8 protein-coding genes are annotated in these 13000 nt (G+C 71.4%); 5 read left to right on the forward strand and 3 right to left on the reverse strand.

Annotation, left to right across the window (positions count from 1 at the left end; genetic code table 11):
* Positions 1-129: 129 nt before the first annotated feature.
* Positions 130-1893 (reverse strand): MFS transporter, encoded by a 1764-nt coding sequence (locus AC068D_RS00105; RefSeq protein ID WP_478820618.1) that lies wholly within the window; start codon positions 1891-1893, stop codon positions 130-132.
* Between the two features lie 366 nt (positions 1894-2259).
* Positions 2260-2886 carry a GTP cyclohydrolase I gene (gene folE / locus AC068D_RS00110; protein ID WP_478820619.1) on the reverse strand — a complete coding sequence of 209 codons (627 nt, stop codon included), beginning with the start codon at positions 2884-2886 and terminating at the stop codon, positions 2260-2262.
* A gap of 616 nt (positions 2887-3502) precedes the next feature.
* Between folE and AC068D_RS00115 the strand changes: the two genes are divergently transcribed.
* The gene (locus AC068D_RS00115) at positions 3503-7528 is read left to right on the forward strand and encodes a molybdopterin-dependent oxidoreductase (RefSeq protein ID WP_478821363.1); all 4026 of its coding nucleotides are present in this window, start codon (positions 3503-3505) and stop codon (positions 7526-7528) included.
* Positions 7529-7682: 154 nt separating this feature from the next.
* Here AC068D_RS00115 and sbnA read toward each other — a convergent pair whose 3' ends face one another.
* On the reverse strand, positions 7683-8690 hold the full coding sequence (gene sbnA, locus AC068D_RS00120; RefSeq protein WP_478820620.1) for a 2,3-diaminopropionate biosynthesis protein SbnA: 1008 nt from the start codon (positions 8688-8690) through the stop codon (positions 7683-7685).
* Between the two features lie 1059 nt (positions 8691-9749).
* On the opposite strand from sbnA, the gene AC068D_RS00125 reads away from it, so the two are divergent.
* The 4 genes from AC068D_RS00125 to AC068D_RS00140 all read left to right on the forward strand — a co-directional run bounded on the left by AC068D_RS00125 (position 9750) and on the right by AC068D_RS00140 (position 12980).
* The gene (locus AC068D_RS00125) at positions 9750-9926 is read left to right on the forward strand and encodes a hypothetical protein (protein ID WP_478820621.1); all 177 of its coding nucleotides are present in this window, start codon (positions 9750-9752) and stop codon (positions 9924-9926) included.
* Between the two features lie 62 nt (positions 9927-9988).
* Positions 9989-10687, forward strand: coding sequence for a 4'-phosphopantetheinyl transferase family protein (locus AC068D_RS00130; protein WP_478820622.1), 699 nt, complete (start codon positions 9989-9991; stop codon positions 10685-10687).
* A gap of 88 nt (positions 10688-10775) precedes the next feature.
* Positions 10776-11483 carry an RraA family protein gene (locus tag AC068D_RS00135; RefSeq protein WP_478820623.1) on the forward strand — a complete coding sequence of 236 codons (708 nt, stop codon included), beginning with the start codon at positions 10776-10778 and terminating at the stop codon, positions 11481-11483.
* A gap of 390 nt (positions 11484-11873) precedes the next feature.
* Positions 11874-12980, forward strand: coding sequence for an XdhC family protein (locus AC068D_RS00140; RefSeq protein ID WP_478820624.1), 1107 nt, complete (start codon positions 11874-11876; stop codon positions 12978-12980).
* Positions 12981-13000: the final 20 nt, after the last annotated feature.

Here is a 13000-nt window from a genome sequence, read left to right on the forward strand (position 1 = left end):
GAACCACCGGGTTGCGTGGTTGCGCCGCGCTGCCCGGACCGGGCGCGACCGAGGCCGACCGGGAGCAGGCCGCACAGTCCGGGCCGGACCCGTCCGGCCCCGACGGTGCGGCGCCGGACCCGTCAGGACTCAGTCCGCGCAGGGGGTGCCCCGGGACAGCCCGTACGGCGCGGAGATCCGGTACACCCCGGGGTGCGGCGCCGTCAGCCGGGTCCAGCCGTCGGCCTCGGCCAGACATCCGGTCTCCGAGGAGCGCCCTTCGACGCGCCGTCCGTCGGCGTCGACCAGTGCGAGCCAGGGCGACCACGGAACCCGCAGCGGCACCGCTCCCGATGACCTCACGGTGACGACCAACTCGCTCTCGTCGGCGCGCACCAGGGACGCGGAGGGCCCGGCCGGCGGCGCTGGATCCTTCACCCGGTAGAGCCTCCAGTCGGCGTCCGACCAGACCTCGGTCAGATAGGGCAGCCCACCGGAGACGAGTTCCGTCTCCTCCACCGAGCCGATGTCCGCCCGGCCCGACTTCGGCAGCACCACATAACGCACCGCCCAACGATCCAACCATGCACGGTAGTTGTCCGCGTCCAGCGAGCCGTCGTAGAACAACCCGTTGCGCTCCACATCGGCCTGCCGGTTCCAGCCGCGGGCGAGATTCACATACGGCACCAGCGCCGACGCCTCCCGATGGCTCCGCGGTGGCACCACCTCGACCCGGCCGAGCTCCGCGTCCCTGTGCTCCAACTGCCGCACCAACGGACCAAGTCCGCGTGCCCACGCCGCGTCGGGGGTGGTGAGGTCCACATCCGAGACGGTCTTGTTGGCTATCCAGGCCACCGTCCCGGCGAAGGCCAGCAGAGCCACCACCAGCCGCACCCGCCGTTGCACCCGGCTGCCCTCGTGGCGCTGTCCGGCCACGGCAAACAGCACCGTACCGCCGAAGATCTGCGCCAGTCGCTCGACGTTACTGCCCACCTGTGAAGCGACCAGCCAGGTCACGACCACCCCGACGGCATAGATCACCGCACCGGCACGCACCGTGCGCCACTGAGGTGGCGCGGTGAGAGCCACGGCTGTCGCGTAGAGGAAGGGCTGCACCACCGTGGCGAGCGCCAGCGGCTGCACCCCGTCGAACGGGAACAGCAACGCCGTCAGCCCCACCACCGCTGTCGGCGGCAGGGCCACCGCGCAGGCCGCGGACCAGCGCCTCTGCAGGACGAGCGCGGCACCGACCACCCCCAGGAACAGCCCCGCCACCGGACTGGCGGCGGTGGCGAGCAGCGAGAGCAGCGCCACGGCCGCACCCCGCAACAGCCGCGCCCGCCGCGAGGGCGAGGCGTCCAGGTCGCCGCTTCCGTGGCGGAACAACAGCACCACGGAGCCGAGCGCGAACAGCAGCCCCAGACCGAACGTGCCCCGGCCGGACACGACATTGCAGGTCAGAGCGACGGCTCCCCACAATGCCGGCACCAGAGGCCGCCGCACCGCACCGCAGCGCGTGAGAACGAGCGCGAGCAGGCCCGCGGAGAGCGTCCCGGCCACCATCATCGTCGTCCGCACGCCGATCGCCGCCATCACATACGGCGAGATGACGCTGTACGACATGGGGTGCATCCCGCCGTACCACGCGAAGGTGTACGCGGAACCCGGATGCCGGCCGGCGAACGCCGCCCACGCGTCCTGGGCCGCGACATCGCCGCCGCTGTTGGCGACGAACCAGAACCAGAGCAGATGCAGCACACCCGCGACGAGCAGCGTGACGGACACGGGATGCCGAACCAGTCGCCCGAGGCGGACGATCGCGCTCCCTGCGGGCGGGCCTGCGACCACTTGTGCGCCGACGGCTCCGCCTCGGGCGCCAGCAGTTGAACGCTTCTTCTGATAGACGATGGTCACCGCGGGCCCTCCCCATGTCGGCGGCGCGTCCCGAGAGCCACTCAGCCGACCGCCTCGCCTGCGGGGCGACCCTATCCAATTCGGTTCTGCCCACTGTCCGTCCACCGTCGGCAGCAGTTCCGGGTGCCTGGCCGGATGCCTCTCGGGACCGCGAGGGTACGTCTGCTCACCGGGGGGGGCGGACGGCCGCGGCGACGGCGGCCGGACGGTGCTCCGTACGGCCGCCCCGACCCGGCATGGCCGACGCGACGACGCCAGGTCGGTCCCGCCCGGCCGACGGTGTGCGGGCGGTCCGGCCGGCCACCGCCGTGTGTCGTGGGACCCACCGAGCCCGGGGATCCCGCGGCGGGGCCGTCGCTCGGGGGCTCAGGCTCCGCGGACCAGGGCGAGCAGCTCGGACCGGGTGGTGCTGTCCTCGGCGAACACCCCGTGGAACGCGGTGGAGGTCATCCTGGCGCTGGTCCTGATCCCCCGCATGGTCATGCACAGGTGCTCGCCCTGGCCGATGACGGCGACGTCCGGTGCTTCAGTGATCCTCATGACGTCCTCCGCGATGCCCGACACCAGACGCTCCTGGACCTGCAGCCGGTGGGCGTGCTGATGGGCGATCCGGGCGAACTTCGACAGCCCGAGCAGTTGCTTGGCCGAGCGGTAGGCAATGGTCAGCGAGCAGTTGAAGGGCAGCAGGTGGTGTTCGCACAGCGACCACACGTTGATGTCCGAGACCACCACCATCTGCCCCGAGGACGTCGTCTCGAAGAGCGTTTCTATGGTGCCCGGGTCGTAGTCGGTGAACTCGCGCCACCAACGCGCGTAGCGGGCGGGAGTGCCCCGCAGCCCGTCGCGGTCCGGATCCTCGCCGATCTCCACCAGGAGTCGGCGCGCAAGGTCCTCGAGCGGATCCGGCTGCACCTCGTCGGCGATGTCGAGGTCGACATCCATGAGCCGCTCTTCGGTGTCCACGAGCCGGCCTTCGATCTTGTTGTTGAGCACCCTCAGAAACCCCTCTTGTGTTCCCGGACCGGTGTGTGCGGTCCGGCCGTGATGTGCCGGCCTCGGTCAGTGGATCCGAACACCGGATTCCGCGTAGGGGCGTCCCTCGTGGTTCCCCCTGTGGAGCGGCCTCCCTGTCCACGGCGGCAGTGTTCGCAGCCGGGTCCGGACGCGGGACGGCGCAGTGCAGTCGTCCTGCCGGCTGTCTGTCCGTGGTCCGCGGTGCAGGGCACATGCGTGCCGCGCCGTGGAGGATGTACGGGCGGTGCGCCCCGTTGCCTTCGGAACGTGCCCTGTAGATCTCCTCCACATTCATGATCCACTCCCGCGATGCCGGTCGTTGATCATTTGAGGGAGATTTGAGGTCCGTGTGAGCTGCGGTTTCATCGGCCGGCCGGTGACCGCGGCGGTCGCGGCCCTCACAGCGGTGACGTCGCGGATGTGTGGCGGGCGTAACCCCTCATGATCGACGGGCGTGACAGCGGCGTAACGGTCATTTCGTACGGTCGGGATGCACGATCCGTTCGAGAGGGGGACGCCAGTGGTCGCTCAGGACTCGCGGACCGGGACCACACAGGTGCGGACGGTCTGCTCGTACTGCGGGGTGGGGTGCGGAATGGTGCTCGACATCGCCACGGGCCCCGACGGCCGCCGCACGGTGGCCAAGGCCGCCGGGGACAGAACTCACCCCGCCAACTTCGGCCGACTGTGCACCAAGGGCGCGACGACTGCGGACATGCTCGCCGCACCGGGTCGGCTGACCACCGCCCTGATACGTGCCGAGCGCGGAGCCGAGCCCGTCCCTGCCGGCGTCGAGGAGGCGATCGCGACCACGGCACGACGGCTGCGTACGATCGTCGACGAGCACGGCCCCGACGCCGTCGCCTTCTATGTCTCGGGGCAGATGAGTCTGGAGGCGCAGTACTTGGCGAACAAGCTCGCCAAGGGCTTCGTACGGACCAACCAGATCGAGTCCAACTCCCGGCTGTGCATGGCGAGTGCGGGTACCGGCTACAAGCTGTCGCTCGGTGCGGACGGGCCGCCCGGCTCGTACCAGGACTTCGAAAAGGCGGACGTCTTCCTCGTCATCGGCTCCAACATGGCCGACTGCCACCCGATCCTCTTCCTCCGCCTCATGGAACGGGTGAAGGCGGGTGCCCGGCTGATCGTCGTCGACCCGCGCCGCACCGCCACCGCCGAGAAGGCGGACCTGTTCCTGCAGATCAGGCCGGGGACCGATCTGGCCCTGCTCAACGGGCTGCTCCACCTCCTGGTGGAGAACGGTCACACGGACGACGGCTTCATCGAGGAACGCACCGATGGCTGGGAGGCCATGCCCGAGTTCCTCGCCGACTGGCCGCCCGCCGAGGTCGCGGGTGTCACCGGCATCCCGGAAGAGGACATCCGCCGGGCGGCGGAGTGGATCGGTTCGGCGGCGGAGTGGATGAGCTGCTGGACGATGGGGCTCAACCAGTCCACCCACGGCACCTGGAACACCAACGCCCTGATCAATCTGCACCTGGCCACCGGAGCGATATGCCGCCCGGGAAGCGGTCCGTTCTCCCTCACCGGCCAGCCCAACGCCATGGGCGGCCGGGAGATGGGCTACATGGGCCCCGGACTGCCGGGGCAGCGGTCGGTGCTCGTGGACGAGGACCGTGCCTTCGTCGAGGAGCTGTGGGGCCTCGAGCCCGGCACGATACGCGCCGACGGTTCCGGCACGGGAACCGTCGACATGTTCCGCAGGATGGCGGACGGCGGGATCAAGGCCTGCTGGATCATCTGCACCAACCCCGTTGCGTCGGTCGCCAACCGCAGGACCGTCATCGAAGGGCTGGAGGCAGCCGAACTCGTCATCACCCAGGACGTCTTCGCCGACACGGAGACCAACGCCTATGCCGATGTGGTCCTGCCCGGCGCCCTGTGGACCGAGAGCGAGGGCGTACTGGTCAACAGTGAACGCAACCTCACCCTCGCCCGGCCGGCCGTTGACCCGCCGGGGGAGGCACTCGCGGACTGGCGGATCATCGCCGGCGTGGCCCGTGGGATGGGATACGAGGACGCCTTCTCCTACGACAGCGCGGAGGAGATCTTCGAAGAGATCAAACGAGCTGCGAACCCGAGGACCGGCTACGACCTGCGGGGCGTGACCTACGAACGGCTCCGTGCCACCCCCGTCCAGTGGCCCGCGCCGACCGCGGGCGGACCGGACCGCAACCCGGTCCGGTACCTGGGCGAGGACGGGAGCGGCCCGGTGTTCCCGACGCCGAGCGGCCGCGCGGTGTTCTTCGCGCGCCCGCACATCCCACCCGCCGAGATGCCGGACGACGACTTCCCGTATGTGCTCAACACCGGCCGGCTGCAGCACCAGTGGCACACACTCACCAAGACCGGCAAGGTCCGCAAACTCAACAGGCTCAACCCGGAGCCGTTCGTCGAGATCCACCCCGAGGACGCCGCCGGACTCGGGATCGGGGAGGGCGACCCGGTGGAAATCGCCTCCCGGCGGGGACGCGCCGTGCTGCCGGCCGTCGTGACGGACCGGGTGCGGCCCGGGTGCTGCTTCGCGCCGTTCCACTGGAACGACCTGTTCGGCGAGTATCTGAGCATCAATGCGGTGACGAGCGATGCCGTGGACCCGGTCTCCTTCCAGCCCGAGTTCAAGGTGTGCGCGGTGTCCCTGACGAAGGTCGCCGCACCCGTGGCGATGCTGCGGGAACCGGACGACGTCCCCGTCGGGCAGCCGCCGGCGGAGGTCCCGGCCGCCGCCGCATCGCCGGCACCGACCGCGGGCGTGTTCGGGCTGGAGACGGTCCCGCCGCCCGTGCTGGCCGAGCACGAACGCCAGTATCTGGTCGGGTTCCTGGCCGGACTGGAATCAGGCGCGCCCGGCATCCCCGTACTGCCGCCCGGCGCACCGTTCACCGACGCCCACGCGCGATGGGTCAACGGAGTCCTCGCCGGCATGTACTCACGCGCCCCGCAGCACACCGGCGCCCCCGTGGAGAGCCCCGGCCGCGATGTGGTCGTCCTGTGGGCGTCGCAGACGGGCAACGCCGAGGAGTTCGCCGCGGCCACCGCGGGCCGGCTCACCGCCGCCGGACACCGTGCGGCGCTCGCCGGCATGGACGACACCGACCCGCACGCCCTCCCGCCTGCCGCCGACCTGCTGCTGATCACCAGCACCTTCGGCGACGGCGACGCGCCCGACAACGGCTCCGGCTTCTGGGACGCCCTCGCCGCTCCCGACACCCCACGCCTGGACGGCCGGCGGTATGCCGTCCTCGCCCTCGGTGACTCCTCGTACGACGACTTCTGCGGCCACGGCCGCCGTCTGGACGAACGCCTCGACGAGCTGGGGGCCGTGCGACTGGCCCCTCGCACCGACTGCGAACCGGACTACGAACAGTCCGCCCACGCCTGGCTCGAGCAGGTCCTGGCCACCCTCGTCACCGGCCCCGCCGGCCCGCCCGCCGTCCCGACGCCACCGTCTCCGCCCGCCCGGCCCGCGGCAGGCGGGCTCAGGCCCGCTCCCGTCACCGCCCGTCTCGTCGGCAACCGGCTGCTCAGCCTCCCCGGAGCCGGCAAGGAGGTCCGCCGGTTCACCTTCGACACGCATGACAGCGGGACACCGCTCAACTACGAGGCAGGGGACGCGCTCAGCGTCACTCCGGTCAACTGTCCGGACCTGGTGGCGGAATGGCTGGCCGTCACCGGCCTCGACACGGACGGCGCGGTGGAGGTCGGCGGGGTGGGAACGGTCGCCCTGGGGGAGGCCCTGTACCGGCACCTGGACATCACGAGGATCACTCCGGCCCTCATGGCCTTCGTCGCCGACCGTACCGGCGACCGCGACCTGAAGAAGCTGATGCGCCCCGACAACAAGGGCGAGCTCGCCCGGTGGTCCTGGGGACGGCAGGCCGTCGACGTCGTCGCCGAGCACGCCGTCCGTGCCGCCCCGCAGGAGTGGGCCGAGGTCCTCAAGCGTCTCCAGCCACGGCTGTACTCGATATCGTCCAGCCCGCTGGCCGACCCCCACCAGGTGTCCCTGACGGTATCCGTCGTGCGGTACGAGAGTCTGCACGGCCGGCTCCGCAAGGGCGTCTGCTCCGCATTCCTGGCCGACTCCGCACCCGACGCCCCCGTGCCGGTCTCGGTGCAGCGCGCCCCGCACTTCCGGCCCCCGGCCGACCCGGACACCCCGATGGTGATGGTCGGCCCCGGAACAGGGGTGGCTCCCTTCCTCGGCTTCCTCGACGAACGCCGTGCCCGTGGCCACCGCGGCCCCAACTGGCTCTTCTTCGGCGAACAGCACAGGGCCACCGACTTCTACTACGAGGACGAGCTGACGGCATACCTCGAAGACGGAACCCTCGGCCGTCTCGACACCGCCTTCTCCCGCGACCAGCGGGCCAAGGTCTATGTCCAGGACCGGATGCGCGAGCACGGGCCACAGCTGTGGACGTGGCTCCAGGAAGGGGCCCACTTCTATGTGTGCGGTGACGCCTCACGCATGGCCAAGGACGTGGACCGGGCACTGCGCGACATCGCCGCCACGCACGGCGGCCTCGACACGGAGGCGGCGGCCGCCTATGTGAAGCAACTCGCCTCCGAGAAGCGGTACGTCCGTGACGTCTACTGACCGGTGCAGGCCGGTGCAGGCCGGTGTCGATGGGGCGGGTTCGCGGACGGCGGGAAGGCGTGACCCGTGGGAAGGCATGACCGACGGGTCGCGGACCCCGGTGCGGCGGGCCGTGACGCCGTCCGGGCTCGCGCTGGACTCCCGCCCCGTACGCTCAGGAGCCGCGCGCCAGTTCCCGTTCCCGCCCGGTGCTCCCGACCGGCTCGTCCCAGCTCTGCGGCGGACCGAAGTGGTGCTCCACCCACCGGGGGTCGTACACCGAGTCGAGATAGCGCTCGCCCTGGTCCGGGGCCAGCGCCACGGCGGTGAGCGTGGCGGCGTCCTGGCGGGCGGCCAGCCAGCGCAGTGCGCCGCTGACCACCGTCCCCGTCGACCCACCGAACAGAAAGCCATGCCGCGCCATGGCATGGCAGCAGTGCAGGGTGTCCCGCTCGGGCACCATCACCACCTCGTCCACCAGGCTCGCATCGAGCAGCGGGGGCCGTACCCCCGCTCCGAGGCCCGGGATCATCCGCGGCAGCGCCGGGCCGCCGAAGGTCACGGACCCCACGCTGTCGACGGCCACGACCGTCACGGACCCGGTCCGCTCCCGGAACCAGCGGGCACAGCCCATCAGCGTGCCCCCCGTGCCCGCCCCGACGAAGAGGACGTCCAGCTCGGGGAACTGCGCCGCGATGGAGGGCGCCGTGCTGCGGTAGTGCGCCTGCCAGTTGTTCGGGTTCGCGTACTGGTTGAGCCACACGTACCGCGGGTCCTCCTCGCACAGCCGGCGCACCACGTCGAGCCGCGCACCCAGCAGACCGCCGTCGTCGTCGGCCCGGGTGAGGACCCGGACCTCGGCGCCGAGCGACTCCATCAGCCGGCGGCTCGCCCGATTGCAGCGGGAGTCGGTGATGCAGAGGAAGCCGTATCCCCGGTGCGCCGCAATCATGCTCAGTGCGACACCGAGGTTGCCCGAGGACGACTCGACGATCACGGATCCGGGCGTGAGCACGCCGTCCCGCTCGGCGGCGAGCACCATTTCCAGCGCAGCCTTGAGCTTGACGGAGCCCGCGAGATTGAACCCCTCGCACTTGAGATGGAGCGGTACCCCGAAGACCGGCTCGAGGTCGACGAACACATCGTCAGCGTTGATCTCGTAGGGGGCGGACACAACCGGCACTTCATCACCCCTTTCGTCCGGGCGCGGATCGGGCGCCGGTGAGTCCGTAGCGGTCGAGTGCGCGGAAGAGGCCTCCGCGACTCCGGGCCTCCCCGACTCCCGTGGCCGGTCGTGCACTTGCATCGAGCGCGAGGGCCGGCACCACAGGACTGGGGGGCAAGGCCGGCTCCATCCTCTGGGCCGTCCGGAGATTGTCGACGATCATGTGGGCCCCGGTCCGCCACGACTCGCGGATGTGTGCTCCTCGTACACGTGGTCGACGGCCGGCACGGCACGCCTCGTCGACGACCGTGCCACTGCCGAACCCGCCGCCTGCCGCCGCCATCGCCCGGCGCGCAGACGCGGCCCGGCAGCCGGCCCTGCGCCTCGAAGCGTGGCAGGAGTCGGCGGGAGCCCCCGGGACCGGTTTCGGGCAATGCTGCCGCGTATGCCCGGACCGATGCTATTTTCGGATCATGGGTGCGCGGAGGCTGGACGGCAGCGCGGGGGATGTCGAGGGGGACGCCGACCACGGCTCTGTGGGCGAGGGCTGCCTCGCCCACCGCCTGCCCGACGAGCGGATCGCGGCCCGTATCGGGGCGGCGCTCGGAACGTCGCGCACGGTCGTGGACGTCGGCGCGGGCACCGGCTCCTACGAGGCGGTGGCCCTCGAGGTGACAGCGGGTCGAACCGTCGGAGTCGACGAGGGCCCAACGTCCGGCCCACCTGTCCCGGGCGGTCGACGCCATCGCGGAGGATCTGCCGTTCGGGGACGACTCGTTCGACGCGGCGATGACCACGTCGAGCGTGCATCAGCGGGGCGATCTCGCAGCCGGCCCGCGCGAGATGCGAAGGGCGGCGCGCGGCCCGGTCGTGGACCTCACCTGCGCCCCCGACCTCGTCCGCGACTTCCGGCTCCAAGAGGGCGCACCCGAGGTCCTGGACACCGAGGCGCGCCGTGTCCGTCGGTCGCGGACATCGCCGAAGGTCCGGGCGGTCACACGACGGTACCTGTGCCCGAGTGCTCGGGGGGCTTCAGCGAGGCGTACTGCGCCTGTCCCCAGCGCCTGCTCGATCCCCGTGCACGACAGGCGTGTTCGGCACCGGGCCTCGTGGACGACGCCCGTACGCGGACGATTCGCCGCGGACCTTCGGCGCGACCTGGAGACCGGGGTCCGGGACAAGCGGTTCGGTCATCTGCGCGAGCAGCGGTTCTTCGCCGGATCGCTCGTCATCGTCCGGTCGGTTCCCGCCTGACGGGCCCGCAGCTCCCCGCCCGGTGGAACTGACGGCGGTGACCAGAGAAGAGGTTCCGTACGGTGATCGAGGGCCTACTGCCGCAGAGCGTGGCGGCGGTCGAGGACATCGGTGACGTCCCCGGCGATGTCGCCGGCCTCTTCCCCGAGGAAGAGGCATTCATCTCGGCGGCGTTGACAGGGCGCCGGCGTGAGTTCGCCGCCGCCCGTGCCTGTGCACGCCGGGCGATGATGCGGCTCGGAGTACGCCCGCAGTCCGTTCCCGCCTATGCAACGGGAGCGCCCAGATGGCCCTCGGGACTCGTCGGAAGCATCACGCACTGCCGGGGGTACCGGGCTGCGGCGCTCGCCCGCAGCACCGACGTCGCCTCACTCGGCATCGACGCCGAGCCGAACGTTCCCCTGAGGGACGGCGTGCTGCCGTTCGTCGCGTCCGCCGACGAGCAGGCGCACCTCCGTGATCTCTCCCGGGAGTTGCCTGCGGTCCACGTGGACAGGGTCCTCGTCAGCGCCAAGGAAGCCGTCTACAAGGCATGGTTCCAGCTCCACGGGGCCGGACCGGGATTCAGGGACGCGGAACTCGCCCTCTGCGACCTGGACCGCGACGAACTCCGGGGCGGCAGCGGCGACCCGGCGGCAGGGACCTTCGGCATCCGGCTGCTCGAGCGGCACGGCGCACCGAGGCACTCGCGCCACGAGGTCTTCCACGGCCGCTGGTGCGCAAGCGCATCCTTCATCTTGGCGGCGGTGGTGTGCCTGTGACCCAAGGCACCGGACCCCGGTCCCCGCGGGGGCCGACGGCCATCGGTGCCCAGGTGCAGGACAGGACCCCGAAGAGGAGAGAAGCGCCATGGATCACCAAGAACTTCGGCGACGGTTCGCGACGCTGACCACGGCCCATCTGGCCGATGCGTGCATCCGCGCACACGTCCCGGTGCGCTGCGCCCCCTCACTCGTGCGCCCCGTGGTGCCCGGGGCCCGACTGGCCGGCCGGGTCGCACCCGCTCGCCACGTCGGCAGTGTCGACGTCTTCCTGGAGGCGTTCGAAGAGGCGGCGCCCGGCGATGTGCTGGTGGTCGACAACGGGGGACGCGGCGACGAGGCATGCGTCGGTGACCTGGTGGTGCTGGAGGCCAAGGCCGCCGGGCTGGCGGGGGTCGTGATCTGGGGGCTGCATCGCGACACGGCCGACATCCGCGAGATCGGGCTGCCCCTGTTCAGCCTGGGAACGATCCCCACGGGACCGCTGCGGCTCGACGACCGCCCGGAGGACGCGATCGCCGCCGCCACCGTGGGCGCATGGACCGTGGGCCGGGAGGACCTGGTCCTGGGCGACGACGACGGTGTGCTCTTCGTGCCGGCGGCCCGCGCGCAGGAACTGCTCACGCTCGCGGAGACCATCCGGGACACCGAGCACCGTCAGGCCGAACGGATCCGGGAAGGCACCCCGCTGCGCAGCCAGGTCCGGTTCGACACCTACCTCGCCCAGCGCCGCAGGACACCGTCGCTCACCTTCCGGGACCATCTGCGAGCCGTGGGCGGCGCCATCGAGGAATGACCCGTCCTTCGGGATGCAGGCCCGTGCCACAGCCGAGGGGCTGTCCGTCGGAAGCCGCGGTGCGCTCCCCGCCGCCACGCGGCGCCAAGAAGAACCACCTCACGTCATCCCACGGCAGAACAGCCACACGCCGTCCAGCCCGCAGCGCTGCCCCACACCGACCGGATTTCCTCGACGCACCCCATGGAGCACCCCCGAGTGAGCCCCGTGCCCGCCACGGAGCACCGGGTCCGCGGCGCCCACCCGGACCGGTCGGCGGGGTCGCGGGGGTGTCGACCCGGTTCTAGAGTTGTCCGTGTCGCACCAATCGTCCGATGAACCATGCCCCGTCACAGGGAGGGCTGATGACCCGTATCCCGGAGACGGCGGGCGGCACACACCACGAGGACCATGCGTGAGATCATCCCGGCCCTGAGCCGGTGGTACGCGGCGGGCGAACCCTTCGGGCTGGCCACGGTCGTCGCCGTCAGCCGGAGTGCGCCGCGCAGCCCCGGAGCGGCCATGGCCGTCGGACCGGACGACGAAGTCCTGGGCAGTGTCTCCGGCGGATGTGTGGAGGGGGCGGTCCTCGAACTCGCCAAGGAGGTCGTCGACGACGGGGAAGCACGGATCCAGACCTTCGGCTTCAGCGACGAGGACGCCTTCGCGGTGGGACTGACCTGCGGCGGATCGATCACGCTGCTCATACGGCGGGTGTCACGGGACTCGGACCCTGCCTTCGGCGCCGTAGCCGATTCGGTCGCGGGCCACCGGCCCGTAGCCGTGGCGACGGTGACGGACGGTCCGGCGCCACGAGGCGCCTCGCTCGCCGTGTGGCCCGACACCGCCGAGGGCACGCTCGGCACGCACGGACTCGACGTGGCCGTCACCGCCGACGCGCGTGGCGAACTCGCGCAGGGCATGACCGGGCTGCGGCACTACGGACCGCATGGCGAACGCCGCGAGGACGCCGTCACCGTGTTCCTCCAGTCGTTCGCCCCGCCGCCGAGAATGCTCGTCTTCGGCGCGATCGACTACGCCGCCGCAGTGGCCCGCATCGGCGACTTCCTCGGCTACCGGGTGACCGTGTGCGACGCCCGCCAGGTATTCGCCACGCCCAAGCGCTTCCCCCAGGGAGTCGAGGTCGTGGTCGAGTGGCCGCACCGCTATCTGAGCGCCACCGAGACGGACTCCCGCACGGTGATCTGCGTGCTCACCCACGACCCCAAGTTCGATGTGCCGCTGCTGGAGGAGGCCCTTCGCCGTCCGGCCGCGTACATCGGCGCGATGGGCAGCCGCCGCACCCACGACGCACGTGTCGAACAGCTGCGGGAAGCCGGGCTGGGCGACCCCGAACTGGCGCGACTGCGCTCGCCGGTCGGCCTGGACCTCGGCGCCCGTACCCCGGAGGAAGTGGCCGTGTCCATCGCGGCCGAGATCGTCGCGCTGCGCTGGGGCGGCAGCGGCGCACCGCTGACCGCGACGGCGGGGGCGATCCACCCCACGGAGGTCTCCTGAGCGGACTCTTCCGAGCAGAC

This window comes from Streptomyces sp. NPDC043861 (genome assembly GCF_056435905.1).